Source organism: Runella aurantiaca (genome assembly GCF_003339505.1).
Lineage (GTDB): Bacteria > Bacteroidota > Bacteroidia > Cytophagales > Spirosomataceae > Runella > Runella aurantiaca.
The window spans coordinates 125,386-142,871 of sequence record NZ_QPIW01000014.1; the positions used below are offsets into that span (position 1 = coordinate 125,386).

Annotated in this window: 11 protein-coding genes and 1 riboswitch; of the genes, 9 read left to right on the top strand and 2 right to left on the bottom strand. The window is 45.4% G+C overall.

Going from position 1 to position 17,486, the window contains the following annotated elements; genetic code table 11:
- Positions 1 to 132: 132 nt before the first annotated feature.
- Together DVG78_RS17405 and DVG78_RS17410 are read left to right on the top strand one after the other, a co-directional pair.
- Positions 133 to 1,554 (top strand): exopolysaccharide biosynthesis polyprenyl glycosylphosphotransferase, encoded by a 1,422-nt coding sequence (locus DVG78_RS17405; RefSeq protein WP_114462332.1) that lies wholly within the window; start codon positions 133 to 135, stop codon positions 1,552 to 1,554.
- A 147-nt stretch (positions 1,555 to 1,701) separates the two neighbouring features.
- Positions 1,702 to 3,387, top strand: a complete 1,686-nt coding sequence (locus DVG78_RS17410; protein ID WP_114462333.1) for a hypothetical protein — start codon at positions 1,702 to 1,704, stop codon at positions 3,385 to 3,387.
- A gap of 106 nt (positions 3,388 to 3,493) precedes the next feature.
- On the opposite strand, the gene DVG78_RS17415 is transcribed toward DVG78_RS17410, so the two are convergent.
- Both DVG78_RS17415 and DVG78_RS17420 read right to left on the bottom strand, forming a co-directional pair.
- Positions 3,494 to 4,591 (bottom strand): DUF5074 domain-containing protein, encoded by a 1,098-nt coding sequence (locus DVG78_RS17415; RefSeq protein ID WP_114462334.1) that lies wholly within the window; start codon positions 4,589 to 4,591, stop codon positions 3,494 to 3,496.
- Positions 4,581 to 6,542: a TonB-dependent receptor plug domain-containing protein gene (locus tag DVG78_RS17420; protein WP_147277105.1), complete on the bottom strand. Its 1,962-nt coding sequence runs from the start codon at positions 6,540 to 6,542 to the stop codon at positions 4,581 to 4,583. Before DVG78_RS17420 ends, DVG78_RS17415 begins: the two co-directional genes overlap by 11 nt.
- A gap of 66 nt (positions 6,543 to 6,608) precedes the next feature.
- Positions 6,609 to 6,820: riboswitch (cobalamin riboswitch) on the bottom strand.
- A gap of 372 nt (positions 6,821 to 7,192) precedes the next feature.
- Here DVG78_RS17420 and DVG78_RS17425 point away from each other — a divergent pair.
- The 7 genes from DVG78_RS17425 (at position 7,193) to DVG78_RS17455 (ending at position 17,457) form a co-directional block, all read left to right on the top strand.
- Positions 7,193 to 7,522 (top strand): DUF6686 family protein, encoded by a 330-nt coding sequence (locus DVG78_RS17425; protein WP_147277106.1) that lies wholly within the window; start codon positions 7,193 to 7,195, stop codon positions 7,520 to 7,522.
- A 182-nt stretch (positions 7,523 to 7,704) separates the two neighbouring features.
- Positions 7,705 to 10,044, top strand: a complete 2,340-nt coding sequence (locus DVG78_RS17430) for a TonB-dependent receptor (RefSeq protein WP_114462365.1) — start codon at positions 7,705 to 7,707, stop codon at positions 10,042 to 10,044.
- Between the two features lie 6 nt (positions 10,045 to 10,050).
- Complete coding sequence (locus tag DVG78_RS17435) at positions 10,051 to 11,232, top strand: PepSY-associated TM helix domain-containing protein (protein ID WP_114462337.1); 1,182 nt, start codon at positions 10,051 to 10,053, stop codon at positions 11,230 to 11,232.
- Positions 11,233 to 11,236: 4 nt separating this feature from the next.
- Positions 11,237 to 13,645, top strand: coding sequence for a TonB-dependent receptor (locus tag DVG78_RS17440; protein WP_114462338.1), 2,409 nt, complete (start codon positions 11,237 to 11,239; stop codon positions 13,643 to 13,645).
- 23 nt (positions 13,646 to 13,668) lie between these two features.
- Positions 13,669 to 14,991 (top strand): DUF4374 domain-containing protein, encoded by a 1,323-nt coding sequence (locus DVG78_RS17445; RefSeq protein WP_114462339.1) that lies wholly within the window; start codon positions 13,669 to 13,671, stop codon positions 14,989 to 14,991.
- 134 nt (positions 14,992 to 15,125) lie between these two features.
- Positions 15,126 to 16,400, top strand: coding sequence for a sialidase family protein (locus DVG78_RS17450; RefSeq protein WP_114462340.1), 1,275 nt, complete (start codon positions 15,126 to 15,128; stop codon positions 16,398 to 16,400).
- A gap of 352 nt (positions 16,401 to 16,752) precedes the next feature.
- Complete coding sequence (locus DVG78_RS17455) at positions 16,753 to 17,457, top strand: hemerythrin domain-containing protein (protein WP_114462341.1); 705 nt, start codon at positions 16,753 to 16,755, stop codon at positions 17,455 to 17,457.
- The last annotated feature ends 29 nt before the right edge of the window (positions 17,458 to 17,486 follow it).

The following is a 17,486-nucleotide window of genomic DNA, read 5'->3' on the forward strand; positions in this document are numbered from 1 at the left end:
GATGACAAAAATCATATATATTGTAAGGTAGTTTTATAATTTTACCGATATTAATATTTATTATTTTGGCATTTTGTTAAAGGTATATTACTAGTGCTTTGGTCGAGTATCAACCATTGAAAATTCAACGTTATGTCTCAACACTCGTTACTACCGTCTACGATTACTTATCAAATTAATCGACGGAAAAATCACCCACGCTTTGTGGCTGATGTTATGCTGGTCATGCTGTCATACATGCTGGCCGCCAATTTTACCAACCGTACCTTACAACAGGTAGATGTGTTAATTATTTCCGGAATGGGAATGGGTTGGTACTTCTCTTCCAAACTCACGGATCTGTACAATGAATTCCGAACAGTGACCTTCATTGATGAGATTCTGGCATTGTTGCCCAATTTGCTTACCCAATTTATCGTTTTGGTGGTCTCGCTTTTCTTCTTGAAAGACTACGATTATACCCGCAGTTTTACCCTTGCGTATGTGGCGGTTTTGGGGGCAAATGTAGTACTCAAAATGTACAGTACCCGCAGGATAGTTCGCTTTTGGAACCTAAAGGGGGTAAACCAACGGAACCTAGTAATCGTAGGGGAAATGAATCAAGTCGACGGCTTTCGCGATTTGGTGCTGAAAAACCCGCAGTTTGGGTACACGATTTTGGGAGCATGGGGGTACAAAGAGCCCGGCAGAAAAACGCCGCCGCTTCTTGAAACCATTGATTTTCTGAACGAAACGTCCCTCGGTAAAGTGATTGATGAATTGGTGATTGCACCGAGTCAATTTGAAGAAAGTTACGTAAAAGGCATCATCAGTTGGGCAGATAAGAAAGGGATTTTGGTGCGTTTTACGCCAGGCTTTTTTCAGTTCAGCGCTTCTCGTTATTCGCTGGAGCTGTTTGGTAATTATCCGTTGATTACCGTGCGCAGTACCCCACTCGAAATGGATTCGTGGTGGATGCTCAAGCGGGCGTTTGATGTGCTTTTTAGTGCGGTATTTTTGGTACTGGTCGCTTCTTGGTTATTTCCGTTGATTGCTTTAGCCATTCGGTGGGATTCGCGCGGACCGGTGTTCTTTGTACAGGACCGCTGGGGACAACGCGGACGTAACATTGGGGTTTGGAAGTTCAGAACCATGTACCACAACGCATCAACGGTAAGAGCGGATGGTGGATTTAACCAAACGACCCAAGATGACCCGCGCATTACAAAAGTAGGGCGATTTTTACGGAAGACCAACCTCGACGAACTTCCGCAGTTCATCAACGTGCTGCTGGGAAGTATGTCGGTGGTAGGCCCGCGTCCACACGCGGTAAAGCATAGCTTAGAAACGCTTCCAAAAATTGATAATTACATGATTCGTCACCGCCTTAAGCCGGGCATTACGGGATGGGCGCAGGTGAATGGTTTCCGGGGCGAAACGCAAGAAATCGGCCTGATGCGCAAACGCGTCGATTATGATATTTGGTACATTGAAAACTGGAGCTTAGTACTTGATTTTCAGATTGTACTCCGTACTGCTTACAACATGGTGAAGGGAGACCCCAAGGCATTTTAACGGGCCGATCTCACCGCAACCTTCCTTTTTGACAGTGAAACAAAAACCCTTTTCCATCGGAAAAGGGTTTTTTTATGGGCCGCTTGGCGTTGTCTTTGGGGATTTCTTCCTTATTTTTATGAAATGATCCACAATCCTTATTGCTGAATGACCTTTTTATTCTTTTTTCTGACCTTTTTTTCTTCCCTAACGCTGCTTGATGGGTTGATTATTGTTGCTTTGGTCGCGCTAACGACCGTTCAAATAGGAGCCCTTTTGAGGTCCAACTCGTTGCCAAAAAAAAGAAAACAAATCCGTTTGGGGCTCAACGTTTTGATGGGAATGGTACTTTTAATTTATGTCATCCATCCGCATTGGACAACCTCGGCCGATACCAGTCGCGTATTGCTCGTCAGCGAAAATGTACCCTTAGAGGCGGTAAAAAAAGCCCAAGAAAGCTTGAAGATTACCGAAACTGTTTCCTTAGAGGACTTTGAGCGCCGTACGTCAGAAACGGCTGATTTTGTGGCGCAATTGGGGACTGTTTACGTGCTGGGGCAAGATGCTCGCCCGCACACGCTTGCCCGCCTGAGCCAGCACGAGATTCATTGGATTCCGTGGTTTAAAAAGAACGAATTACAGTCGATTGAGTGGAAGGCCATGCTCCGAAAAGGAGAATTGCAGGAAGTGTCGGGAGCCATGGCCTTGGATGCGCCCAAGGTGCTCAAAATCAACTATGCCAATCAGGTACTGGACAGTGTGTTGTTGCGCAAGGGAAGCCAAACTTTTCGGTTGACGTTTCCTTCTTTTGCCATTGGACGAACCGAAACCACCTTGGTGTTAGACAATCAACCCTTACAGAAAGTGGCTTTCTATTCCCGAAAACCGCAGCCTATTTCAGCCTACTTTGTTTTGCAAAATCCTGATTTTGAGAGCAAAGCCGTGGCGGAGTGGTTGGGAAAAAAGGGCGGGAGGGTAGAAATGGTAACGGCCGTAGCCAAGAATACCCAAACGAGCGTGTCCATGAATCAGGGCAAAAATAAAAAGGACTTTGTGCCCGATATTGTCTTTACCGACCCCGACAATGCCAGCCATCCGTTGGTGAAAAAGGCCGTTTCGGATGGAAAAAGTGTTTTGTTTTACAACATAACTGACCCGGAGCAAGCTGCAAAAAAGGTCAATGTCGCACTGGGAACGAAATGGAATCTGAAGAAAATCTCCAATGATGAAAGTGTTTTGGTAGGAAGCGGACTCACGGCTTTGCCGTACCGATTGGCAGAAAATCCAAACCAAAAAAACATTTTGGGCTATCCCGTAGCCGTGCAAAAAACGGGTGGAATGGTGGGGCTGAGTTTATTAAACGAAACTTTTTCGTTGAAATTAAGCGGCGATAGCTTGGCCTATGATAAAATTTGGTCGGGTATTTTGCAGGCATTAGTGCCATCACAAGAAGGAAATATTGTGATCAATGCACCGCTTTGGAAAGACACGCGTGCGAGCTTGGTTTTGAATAAATTTTCGCAACCTCTCGCGACCGTTTCGGTGGCCAAAGATACGGTTTTGCTCCAGCGTTCTGCCCTCAACTCGCTTAGTTATGGCACAGATTATACCTTCCGAAAATCGGGTTGGCAGCCCTTTCAAGATTCGTTGGAAGTGTACGTAGAGGAAAATGAAACGGCGGTATCGAATGCGGCCCGAATGGCGGAGGGCGTGCAGGCGCACAAGAGCAATCAGTCGAAATTTTCGACAGGAACGACGCAACAGATGACCGCAAAATTGCCAGATTGGGCGTGGCTGGGGCTATTTTTGCTTTGCCTAACTGCCCTTTGGGTCGAACCTAAATTAAGGTATTAACTTATCCGTCAGTTGGTTAGGAGGTTTTTTGTTTACTTTTAAACAAAAAAGGCAGACCCAAACGGCCTGCCCTTCGGACTTAAAATATCATGGCTGTTAATGGGTATTATTTCTTAAAGTAAAAAGTACTCGGCGCGATTTCGGCCTTGACCGAATCAATCAACGTACCGTTGGGTTGAAAGCGGAGAACATAGCCTGCTTGTTTGAAAGAGGGCACCAAACCCGCATAAATTACGCCCGTTTGTGGGTCAACGCCCAACCCACCCGAAAATAGCCGATTGATGAAAGGTTTATCAGCCACTACAGCCGCCGCATCGATGGAAAAGCTGTAAGTTTCGCCTTTTTGGAGGTAGCCGTCGGCTGCGTCGTAGAATGAATTGGTGAAATAAATGGTTTTTTTGTCGGCGCTCAGCGTGAACGAACTGGGCGATTTTGACGCATTGGGCGACGTAATTTTAAAACGTGTTTCTACCGTTTTGGTTTGGGTGTTTAGCCGTACCATTTCTCCTCCCGCATACAGCCAAAGTTTGTTATTGACATCAAGACCCACTAATTCAGGATTTCGGCCAATCTCGATGGATTGTTTAACGGCATCGGTGGCGATGTCGATAACGGTAATTTTTGTCATTCCGCTTCCCGTATTTCCCACGAAGGCTTCGTTGCCAATGACCAAAATGCTTTCGGCGCCGTTTTGGACGGGGATTTTCTTGGTCAATTTGTTGGTGGTTAAATCAAGCACGGCCACGTAGCCAGGGTTTTTGTAAAAATTAGAAAAATCACCCGTAGCATCCCAGCAGGTAAAGTAGGCTTTGGTATCGGTCGCTTTGACCACCGCCCGTGGATTCTCCACTTCGGTAGAAGGAATAGACGCCAGACTTTTAAACGTGTGGGCGTCGACGATTTCGATGCCGTCTTTGCCCGCCGTTGAGTTATCGACGAGGATAATGCCTTTTTCATTGACTTCTGCATAACCGCTCAGGCTCCCCGAAAGCGTACGACTGTTTTCTTTCTGAAAAATGTCATACGAGGCGGTCGTTGAAGTTCGTTGCACCAAAGAAATAGACCCGTTGTTGTCCAGAAAATTTCCCGCATTGATGACGAGTACACCATTGTCGTAGGGTTGAGACGGTACGGGGTCGGTGGAGTTACAGGCAGAGAAACCAACAGTTAAAAGGCTGATAATAAGCAGATAATTACGATTCATTTGTGGGTTGTTTTGATTGAAAATAAAAAATAACGTTGAGTGATAGTGTTCTTAAAGGCATCACGTTTTTCTTGAGATTGGGATATACCGTATTGGTTAGGTTGTTTCCCTGAAGGGCGATGTCGCTGCGAAAGTTTCCTTTTTGAAATTGATAATTCAACACCGCGTTCAGCAGAAAATAGGGGGCAAAAGGCCGTCCCGAATGGTCAAAAGTGCTGTAACGTTCCGAATTAAATTGCTGTTGCACGGTGAGGGAAGCTTTGCCGTGGGTGGTGGTAAGCGTTCCCCCAAATGTGTGCCGTGGCACATAAATGAGTTGTTTTCCGATAAAGTCTTGGGTGTAAGGCCCGTAAGTTTTTTGTTGCGAAGCATCGGTCAAACCATAATTTAGGTTGGCGTCCAACTGCGTTTTATGCCATTGGGTTTTTAAGCCAACCGTAAATTCAAGCCCTTTGGAAAGTACCTGCTGGAGGTTTTCGACCCGATAATTACGCTCTGGATTCCAATACGTCCAATCGTCGATGAGATTATGAAAGGCCGTGACAGATACCGAAAATTGATTCATTTCGGCCAAACGCTGTTTCCAAGTCACGCCGATTTCTTTGTTGAAACCGCGTTCGGGGCGGAGTTCAGGGTTGCCCAAATTGACCCAGTAACGCTCATTGAGCGTAGGTACACGGTAACTGAGGGATGTATTTCCGCTAAAACTAATTTTGGTACGCGGACGCGTAAACGCGGTGTACTCCACACCCAGCGAGGGGGTAAATGGGGGGCTGAATCGGGTCACCAAGGCTTGCCGCAGGTTGAGCGATGCGCTGAGTTTGCCGTTGAATTGATGTCGGAGTAAGGCGTAAAAATCGGCCCGATTTTCTCTTTTTACCTCATCTCCATAGCCATCCACGCGGGCATTATAATGCACCAATTCGGCCCCAATTTTGAGATTAGTGCCTTTGTCGCAGCTTTGAATCCACGAAAAATCGTGCTCGGTACGGAGAATAAAACGGTCGATTTCGGTATGGCTGGGGGTTAGATTCTCCCCTTTGCCGTAATCAATCACGTCGCGGATGAAACCCGTTCGGATCAGTGTTTTACCAATCTGATACGAACCCAGCACGCGGTAGGCCTGCGTACGGGTGACTTCACGCAACGGAACTTGATGGGGCTGAATGGTGAGGGTATTGTCGGTCAGCCAGAGATTAAGCGAGAATAGGTTGCCTTTTTGATGTTGCCAATACAGGTCTTGTAGCACGCCTTTTTGGGTAGTTCGGGTGGGCTCAAACGAATAGCTTTCGCCTTGGCGGGTGCGGTGGGGTTCGGTCCCGAAATCGTTATTAAAAATACTGCCATACAATAGGGTTTTGCCCGAAATTATCCAATTTTTCCCTGCTTTCTGATTGAAACGTAGCCCCGCTTGACCCGTATAATTTTCGGAGCTTTCGAGCCGAAAGGCGGCCAAGGTTTGAAGCCCTTTTTGCTTAAAATCGGGTACGGAGCGTAGTTGAATACTGCCTCCCACGGCATCAGTACCGACACAGCTTGCCGCCGAGCCGTACTGTACGCTCATTTGGTCGAAGCCCGCCACTGGAATCGTCGAAAAATCACTTTGCCCCAACGACGGCGAATTGATGTTGACACCGTTCCAAAGCACCGCCGTATGATTGGCGGAAGTTCCCCTAAAAGCAATGCTTGTGGCTTGCCCTGCCCCGTAACTTTTGAACGCCACGGGACTTTGAAACTGGAGGAAATCTGCCAACGTACTGTAACGAAAGCGCGTAAGTTGGACCGAATCAATTTCCTGCACTTTTTGTCCCACCATGAAGCGTTCGGGCCGTACTCCCCGCACGGTTACTTCGCAGAGGCTTTGCTCTTTTTGGGCGTAGAGGTGCGGAGCAATAGCCGACAATACCACGATATGGACGCAGCTAACAAACCGAAGGAGCTTGTAAATCAAGGTGTTTTGCCGAAAATGTGAACGTGAAATCGAACGCTCGACGTTGCCTCATTACCCGTAAGGACTCGTCAAGAATGATTGTTGGCAGGTCTCCTGGCTTGTTTCGTTGGCGCTGGTCTTCCCATTCTTTTTGAATTTAGAACAGTGACTGAAAGGTGAGCGACAATGTATTGAAACGTACAGTTGCGGGAACAGCCCCCGAATGAAACGGGATTCCCTATTAAGCCAATCGGCACGCACAGAGGCGTACATCAGGCACCAATAACTGATGCAAAGGTATATTAAAAACGTACTTTTCTCCAAATTTAGATTTTGCAATCTTTCTCAATCGATACAAAATGTTGACTGTAAGGTAGTTGATGGTGAAGTATTTTCTTGATTTAGAATTTATTAGAAAAATACCATTGGAGGTTTTAAGCCAGCAATCATGGTATGCATTTGGGAGGGGTGGGTTAATGTTAAACCAAGGATAAAAAAAAGAGAGAAATTATTTGGATTGAATCTAAATAGTCTATTCCTTTGTCCATTATTTATAATTAATCTAAATAAATACAGTTGCTTATTTCATTCTTGAAAAAGATGGAGAGTGATTGAGAAATGATATAACCCATCTGGCCATTACTTTAAGTTTACCTAAAAACAGCACCCTTATGTCACACCAACACCCCTTTAGAACCCTTCTCGAAAAAGAGTACGGATACGTAGGCGTATGTGAAATCTGTAAGGTTTATCACATTGCTTTTAAGAACATTATGTTTTGTTTGAATGAAAGTGAATTTGAGTGGTTTCGGCAATTATTGACCGAAAAAAGAATGATGGAAACCTTTGAAACCCCTCACGGCAAAGAGCTCATTCATTACACGCCTTTATCCAATTTTTATCTCCTCTTTTCGTACGCCGAAGTGAGTGAATTGCTCACGCTAATGAATGAAGTAGCCCTCACTGTAGAGGCGCGAAAAATGCTCAAAAATGTTAATTGAAGCATTAAGTATTCTAGTTATCTATCTGTAATACACTTTTTTAGATTGTTGATGCTTTGGCTTCAACACGGTTTTGTTTTGTCGGACTACACTTTACCTTACTTAATTTTTACCAGTTTTTTTACCCATCAGTCATACCTCTTTTTATAAAAATGAACCTTATCAGTATCCCCACTAAAACAATGAAAATCTACCTCTCCCTTGCATTATTATTCTTATCCTGCTGGGTAATGGCCCAACACGCAACCATCAAAGGCCGCATCACGACGAGCGACGGCAAAGCGGCTGAATTTGTGAACGTAAACCTGAAAGGTACGGGCAAAGGAACCGTCACCAACCAAGCAGGTGAATTCTTGTTTGAAAAAGTGAAAGCGGGCAATTACGCACTTCAGGTGAGCTTTGTCGGGCTGGAGACCCAAACCCAAAGCGTGGCGGCCACGGCGGGGCAGGTGTCGGACGTAAACGTAGTATTGAAAGAAAATCTGCGCCAATTGGAAGAAGTGGTCGTGACGGCTTTCCCCAATAAATACAATGCCGATATGCCTTCGGTTTCGCTTCGGTTGAAGACGCCGTTGATTGAAACGCCCCAAAATATTCAGGTATTGACCAAAGCGTTGATTAACGACCAACAAATTTTTGACATGCTCGAAGGGGTAACCCGCAACGTGAGCGGGGTGACCCGCCTCGAACATTGGGACAACTACGCATTGCTGAACATGCGCGGCTCACAAATTGCGGCTTTTCGCAACGGTATGAACGTTCAGATGCCTTGGGGACCACTTGCCGAAGACATGAGCATGGTGGAAAGCATCGAATTTGTGAAGGGCCCGGCGGGTTTTATGATGGCCAACGGCGAGCCGAGTGGGTTTTATAACGTGGTAACGAAAAAGCCGACGGGCATTACCAAAGGTGAAATGACGCTGACGCTGGGAAGTTTTGACACCTACCGCGCCACCGCCGACTTTGACGGCTTGCTGAGCAAAGACGGAAAATTGCAGTACCGCCTCAACGTGATGGGCCAAATGAAAGGCTCGCACCGCGACTATGAGTTTAACAATCGCTATTCGGTAGTGCCCGTGATTAAGTACAAAATCAACGATAAAACTTCGTTGACGGCCGAATACACGTATCAATATTCACAAATGTCGATGATTGGCTCGGCCTACGTGTTTTCGCAAAAGCCCTACGAGCACTTGCCAGTAAACTTTACCCTGACGGAGCCTAATTTGGACCCGACCAACATCAACGACCACAGTTTATTATTGATATTGAATCACCAAATTAACAAAGACTGGAAGCTGACGGGGCAATTGGCGTACTACAATTACAACCAAATCGGGACAAGTATGTGGCCCAGTACGGTAAATAGCGACGGGACAATCGTGCGTGGCATTAGTATCTGGGATGCCTTGGGAATCAACAGAATAGGGCAGATTTTTGTGAACGGTGATGTTAAAACGGGTGGTGTTACGCACCGTATTCTGGCGGGGTTGGACATGGGGCAGAAAGAATATTTTGCCGACTGGGCGCAGGCCAGCACGTTGAAAGGGGCGGTTCCTTTCAATATTTATCATCCCGTCTACGGAACAGTACCCGCAGATTCATTGCCCGTATTTGACCGCTCGAAGAGCCTTCGGAATCGCGGGGTGAATTATGGACAAAGTTATTCGGGCTTATACGTGCAGGATGAGCTGCGATTTTGGGATGGAAAAATTCGGCTGACCCTGGCGGGAAGATACACCACCGCCAAAGACTATGACCCGTATTCGGGCAGTGTAAAAAGCAGTAAATTTACACCACGTATAGGTATGAGCGTTTCCTTGAATAAAAGCACTTCTGCCTACGCAATGTACGACCAAGCCTTTATTCCTCAGGCGGGTGCGGATGTTAATGGAAAGAGTTTTGACCCCATTACGGGCAATAATACCGAAGCTGGTTTGAAAAAAGAATGGATGGGAGGGCGTTGGAATTCGACCGTTTCGTTGTACCAAATTACCAAAAATAACGTCCTGACCGCTGACCCAAACAACCCGAATTTCTCGATTCAATTGGGGCAAACCAAAACCAAAGGCGTGGAGTTTGACTTACGCGGCCAACTGCTCCAAGGCCTCGATTTGACCCTGAATTATGCCTACACCGACGCAAAAGTGACCAAAGATACCGACGAAAAGAAGGTGGGCGTGGCCGTAGCGGGCGCTACAAAGCACATCACCAACGCGTGGCTTTCGTACCGCGTTAGCAATGGCAACTTGAAAGGATTGGGCGCTTCGCTGGGGTATCAGTGGCAAGTGGACCGTTCGTCGTGGTATGTATTTGACGGAACGAACCAAGCGCTGCCCAATTATTTTCGTCTCGACGGAGCCGTGTCGTGGCAGAGCAACCGCCTGACGGTAGCCCTCAATGTCAACAACTTACTGAATGAATACCTGTTTTCGGGCGCGCCCTATACGTGGTTGAACGCGTACTATTGGCAAACCGAGCCACTCCGCAACAGCCGACTTAGCATTGGTTATAAATTTTAATCAACCATGAAGTTCAAAAAAATCATTGGACTGCTGCACCTTTGGCTTGGGTTGGCGTCGGGGATTGTGGTGTTTATCATCAGCATTACGGGATGTTTGTACGCTTTTCAGGAAGAAATTCTGAATGCGACCGAATCCTTCCGATACGTTGAGCCGCGTGCTTCTGTTCAGCTATCTCCTTCCGTTTTGAAGGAGATAGCCACCCGACAGTTACCCCAAAAGCACCTTCATGCCGTTATGTATTCGGGCAATTCCAGAGCCGCTCAAGCCATCTTTTTTCACTTCGACCCGTCGTATTATTATATCGTGTACCTCGACCCTTATACGGGTAAAGTGTTGAAAGTCAAAGATATGGACGCGGACTTTTTTCGGATAGTGTTGCAGGGGCATTTTTATCTGTGGCTACCTCCCCACATTGGCCAACCCGTAGTGGCGTATTTTACGCTGGCCTTTGTGGTGATGCTTATTTCGGGGATTGTGCTGTGGTGGCCCAAAAACCGAGCAGCGGCCAAACAACGCGTTTGGTTTCGGTGGAAAGAAGGAATGCAATGGAAGCGTAAAAACTACGATATGCACAATATTTTGGGTTTTTATGGAGCTTTTTTCATCCTTATTTTGGCCGCTACTGGCTTGGTATGGGGGTTTCAGTGGTTTGCAAGTTCGGTCTATACGAGGCTGGGAGGGGAGAAATCACTGCTTTTTGAGGAGCCTATTTCAGCCATGATTCAGCCCATTTTGCCTTCTTCGCCAGCCCCCGCCATTGATCTGATTTGGTATCAAATGCAACAAGAATACCCCAATGCCAAAACGTTGGAAGTGCACATTCCTGAAACAGATTCCTCTTCTATTGCGGTGAATATCAACGAAGAAGAAGGTACATTTTGGAGAACGGATTATCGCTATTTTGACCAATACTCATTGCAGGAGTTACCCGTCAATCACATTTACGGACGCTTTAAAGACGCGACGTTGGCCGATAAAACTTTGCGGATGAACTACGATATCCACGTGGGGGCCATCGGTGGATTGGCGGGCAAAGTACTCGCTTTTTTTGTCAGCCTGATTGCGGCGAGTTTGCCCATCACTGGATTTTACATTTGGTGGGGCCGCCGCCGTGGATACGGCCGCCAAAAACAAGTACTGAATACAACTGACAGAACAGCAACAAAACAGGTGTTGACCAAATAGGGGCATGAGAATCGTTTTTATTACCATATTATTAACGCTGATTTATCTCAGTGGCTTGGGACAAACGGCTACCATCAAAGGTAAGGTCTACTCCAAAGAAAACGGCGGCGTAAGCTACGCGGGCATAAAGTTGACCCAATGCAACAAAGCCATCATTGCCGATCACAACGGATTTTTTGTGTTAAAAAACGTGCCTTTTGGACAAGACGAACTTATTGTTTCATCGGTTGAGATTGAAACCCAAAGTATAAAAGTGAACGTCAATAAGGCGCAGATTGAGTTGTCAATCATTGTCAAACCCAAAAACGTTGATTTGAATGAAGTCCTTGTCATTCAGAAATCGGAGAAAAAAGAGATTGAAACCAAGGGGTTTGCCGTCAACGTCATCGAAACCAAAGAAGTGGCGCAACGCAATTTTCAAACAAATGAGTTGCTAGACCGAACCGTAGGTATCAGAGTGCGTCAAAATGGCGGGCTGGGTTCGGCCGTAAATTATAACCTAAACGGGATGTCGGGCAACTCAGTTCGGGTTTTTATTGACGGCATTTCGATTTCGACTTACGGGGAGTCTTTTAGCCTAAATAGCATTCCGCCTGCGCTTATTGAGCGAATCGAAGTATACAAGGGCGTTATCCCGGCCCATTTGGCCGACGACGCCCTGGGGGGAGCCATCAATGTTATTCTCAAAAAAGGGTCAATGAATAACCTAACGGCATCGGTTTCGTATGGTTCATTCAATACTTTTCAAACCAATTTCAACGGTACTTACCGTGACGAAAAAACGGGTTTTACGGTGAGGGCGTCGGCGTTTCACAACTATTCAGACAATGATTACGAGGTGTGGGGCAAATTCGTCAGAAATATCCTTCCGAATGGCCGCTACGAGTACGTTAGGGCCCGAAGATTTGACGATGCTTACCGCTCAACGGGTGGGCAAATACAGGTGGGATTTACCAATGTTAAGTGGGCTGACCAGTTTTTGATTGGTTATAATGGCTCAAATGACTACAAAGAAATCCAGCATGGCACCTATATGTCAATTCCTTACAAAGGCCGCACCAGTGAGTCACAATCCAATGTATTCAGCCTTAATTATGTCAAGAAAAATTTCCTAGTTAAAGGGCTGGAATTCAACGTAAACGGAATGTACAGCAAACGCGGTCAGGTGGTGAGCGATACGGTCAAGTGGAATTACAATTGGTACGGCCAAATAAGCGTTGGCCTCAACGGCGACCCTATTTTGAGGCCAACGGGCGCTCAGCAAGCAGCCCCAACCCTCAATCACATTGACAGAAATGTGAGCACATTCCGAGCGGGTTTTAATTATGACCTGTCCAAAAATCATCGCTTTGTGGTGAACCACATCTATTATGCCATTGACCGAAGGGAACAGGATTTTATGCGTTCAGAAATCGAGCGGGAGTTTATAGGGACCCGTAATCTGGAAAAAAACATCACCTCAGTGGCTTATGAGTTGCAGGCTTTCAATGCAAAGTTTAAAAACAATCTCTTTTATAAGTACTATCAACAGGGAATCGACCGCATGGACCCTGTACTGCGAATGGTGGATGGGCAGAGTACGCGTACCGAAAACCGAACCAACAGCCATAAAACCGCCAAAGGATACGGGATGGCCTTATCGTACGCCATTACGTCCAGATTTACCCTTTTGGCCTCTGCCGAAAAAGCGGTGCGTTTGCCTTCTGAAAATGAGGTATTTGGAAGCCCGGGAGAAAATATCGTAGAAAACTTTGGGATTCGACCTGAGGTGAGCAATAATCTAAATGTCGGGCTGAATGCGGGCACTTTCTACGCGGGGAAACACAAATATTCGTTCACCGTTTCGGGCTTTATTCGTGACACGCGCGACAAAATAACCCAAAGAATCAACCCAAGGGTGAATGATGCCCTGCAAACCAATCCTTACGAAAACATTGGAAAAAACAAGTCAATCGGTTTTGAGTCAGATTTTCGCTATACGTTTGATAATAAACTGATTGTGGGGGTAAATATGTCAAAATTTAACTCAGTTTTCAATGTTCAATTCGACGAGAACGGGCGAGAATATCCCTACTTCAACAAGCAGCTTCCCAACGAACCTTATTGGACCGCCAACAGCAATGTTCAGTACACGCTTAAAAACCTGTTCAAGAAAAATTCTGCTTTGAATCTGTATTACAGCTTCCATTTTGTCGAGCGGTTTTATACTTCGTGGCTAGAAATTGAAGACTTCCGAACCCCACGCCAGTACATTCAGGACATTGGTTTGAGCTACGCCTTTCCTAATAGTAAGTTTGTTATCACCGCGGATGCCAAAAACCTCTTTGACCGCCAAGCGTACGACAACTTTGCTGTACAGAAGCCTGGGCGTGCTTTTTATCTGAAAATCAATTATTTAATCAATCATTTTTAATAACCAATCCATATCAAAATCAAATGAAAACACAGTTGACAAATTTTTTACGCTATACCACAGTTATTACCGCATTTACCTTGGCGAGTTGTGATAAATCGGATTCGACTGATGATATTGACCCCGTGACCAACCAAAGCCGATGGATTACGGTGGCGGGTGCCTTGATGGGAACCACCGCAGGCGATGGAAACGGCGGCACGGTCGTGTATTCGGTTAGTAAAGAAGATGCAAGAAACCCGAATGTGTCAATAAGCGTTTATGATCAAGGTTTTCCCGTAAAATCTACCAGAACGGCTCGTTTACAATCATCGGAAGACGGAAATACGCTTTTCAATATTGCTTATTCGGGAGATAATGGAGGCGAATTTGCCCGCTACAAAGTAGGCGGAGCAGGAAGTTTTGTACAGGAAGACGTTACGGTAAATATTTCTCAATATGCTACCACAACGCCCCGCTGGTCAAAACTGATGGATGGAGATAAAACGGGGGTAGCATTAAATATTGCAAGCATTGCCGCCAACAACGCTACTGATAAAACCAAGCCGTTTCAATATTACCGAGGTACAGCTACTGTGCTTTCACTTGACCTTCAAAAAGTGTTGATAAATGGGTATAAACAATATCAAGTGCCACTATCAGCCGAAGAAGAATTAAACGGTCATTGTTTTTTTCGTTTCGATGCTCCATTGCTCAACAAAGCACAAAACAAACTCATTCTTGGCACATGGATGCGTAAGTACAACCCTGCTACGGGTCTTACCGAAAGTACTTTCGACCGCTTAGGAACCAAATCGGTTGTTGTAGATTATCCGTCACTCGAAAACCCGAAAGTCATTACTTCAACGGTAAGTTTTGGTGATAACAGTGGCTACCGTAGTCCTAATGCTTTTGTGGCAGAAGATGGCAATATCTATCAAGCCACTCAGCGTGACAGCAAAGGTTCGCACATCCTCAAAATTAATACCAACAACGAGTACGACAACTCGTACATCTTTAGTTTAGATGCCGCGCTGGGCGTTAAAAACGCATACGTTGATAGTTGGAAGTATGCGGGCGACGGTATCGCTTATGTGCTTTATACCCACGACGGCACCGAGCAAGGCTACATCGCTCGCTTGGACTTGAATGCTAAGACGGCCACCAAAGTAAATATTGAATACGATGCTGATTTGAATTTTGGACAATACCAGGGTATTTTGGTGAGCGGTGATGAGGTTTTTGTGGCCGTTACGCCCGTTGGCAAGGACGGAAACATCTACATCTTCAACAAAAAAACGGGAGCGGTGACGAAAGGGGCAAAGCTTGTCAACAAAGCAGGTAATCACTATATCGGTATCTTCTGAAAAAACCGTTCAGATAGTTTAACAAGGCGGCCTTGAATTTATTTGGAATAATTATAAATAGACGCTACATTTGTGCGCTCTCTGAGCCTAAATGAACTGCTTTTTAGCGTTTAATTCATCACTAAATATACACAATGAAAAGTCTCTTTTTTTTAGTTTTCACTTTGTTCCTGCTTACGGGAAATTTCCCTTCAGGGGCCAATAATCCGCTTTTTGCCGACGAAAGTCGTGCCTACGCTTTGCCAACGCTCGCCAAAAATAACAAAGGCGAGGCGGTGCTTTACTGGACCGAAAAAGACGATAAAAACGTGGTTTATCTTTACTTATCGGTGTCCAAAGACGGAGGAAAAACGTTTTCTGATAAGAAATTAATTTTTGCCGATGCTGGTTTGGGCAATGGCCGATTGGCACGTCCGAAATTGTTGTTCAAAAAAGATGGAACGATGGCAGCGGTTTTTTCTTTCCGTTCGGGAGCAGCTACGCCGCCTAGAGAGCAAAAACCCGCTCCAACGGCGCACGAAGGTGGCCACGCAAACCATGATAAACCCGCGACGGCTCCCGCAAACGGCGGCCGACCCAAGAGAGAGTCGCAAATTAAATATACCGTTTCAAAAGATGGAGGAAATACTTGGACGGCGCCAGTTTCGGTCGACAGTGACCCAACGCCTTTGGTAAGAGGCTTTTTCGACGCGGTGGTGTTGCCAAATGACGAAATTGCGGTGGCTTACCTGAAAGATGTGAAAAACAGTACCAAACACGAAGAGCGAGATTTGCGGATGGTGATTACAAAAAATGGCGTATTTCAAGAAGAAAAACTCATTGACCCCGTCGTGTGTGATTGCTGTAATATCAGCTTGTTGGTTGATTCAAAAGGCATTCTTAACGTTTATTACCGTGACAACAACAACGATATTCGGGACATTGCCAAAATGACTTCTGCCGACAACGGCGCTACTTTTTCAAAATCGCAAATTCTTTTTAACGACCAATGGCAACTAAAAGGTTGCCCACACAGCGGAGCGAGTTCCAGTGTTTTTGGAGAAAGTGCCCTGATTTCTTGGTTTTCGGGAACCGCCACCAATTCGTCTGGTTTGCGGGTGGTGACCAACGAAGGGAAGCGCCTGTTTGTTTTGGATAACCCGACGGCCAAAAATTCGTACCTCGTGACCGCCCCCAATGCGTCGGTGGTGGTGTGGGAACAAGTCAAAGAAAATAGTGAAGAGGGGGTTACGTCAATAGGACTTCGGAAAATTAGTCCCAACGCCGTTTCTGAAACACGTTGGGTTGAAAACTCCGAAAATGGAACCAATGCCAGCGTATTGGTAACGGATAGTCAGGCCATTGTGGCTTATGAGGTGAAGCAGGCCAATAAATTGAATACGATTAAAGTTAGCACCGTTCGCCTTTAGGATTTCATCAACAGGCCCAGTGAATTGGTGTTTCTGCCAGTTCACTGGGTTTGTTGTATTCCAACTTTTTAGTACTTAGCGTATATGGGTTAGAGTTTGGTCAGAAAATATCCCTAAGATGATGGTTAACTAAAGCGTTATGAGGTTGTTCTTTTGTGAGTGAGCAGGAGAAAATTATATGTTGAAACATAGTAAAATCAATGGTTATCAAATAATTAACAATTAATAGGGGTAAAATAGACGATTGTAGCCAATTTGGAGGGTGGTCAAGAAAAATTAAAAAAAATATTGATATAATTATACTTTGTGGGTTGTTTTTTCTTAAATTTGCTTAAACTCAAACCCCAAAATAATGACCGCAATAAACGAGTTTATCGATTCTGAAAAGGTACATCAGCTTGTATTAGAACGGTTTGAAGTAAAACCTTCGAATCAACCTGGTATGGTGGCGGGAGAGCTGCACCAAACGATGGATATGGATCCCGAATTAATGGAGCTTATTCAGGATTTGTACACAAATTCAGATGGTTTTCCCTTTGAAAAGATGTATAAGTTTTCTCTTGAGGAAATTTTGACTTATTTACAGGCAACGCACCGGTATTATCTTACGAAAAAGCTGCCCGAAATCGAACAGTCGTTGGTGGATATTTTTAGTAAGTACAGTGAGAGTTATCAATTATTGGCGAGTTTGGCGTACTTTTTTAATAATTACAAAGCAAAACTAATTGACCATATTCGCTTTGAAGAAAAGGATTTATTCCCGTACATACAACTGTTAATCAAGGCCTCCAAGGGAGTACAAAACACGCTAAAATTGGCCTCAAATCCCGATTTTAGTATTTGCGGTTTTATGGAAGCGCACGCGTGCATTGAAGATGAATTGGAACAGGTAAGTACTTTGATTAGGCGCTATTCGGGCAATCAGGCGCTGCCGTTGCCGTATAAAATTTTTCTCAATCAGGTCGAACTGTTTGAGATGGAACTGCGCAAGCACGCCATCATTGAAGACCACGTCTTGGTGCCAATGGCGTTGGAGTTGGAGCGAAATTTGAATTGATTTTTTACAAAATGGGGCAGTGGGTGAAT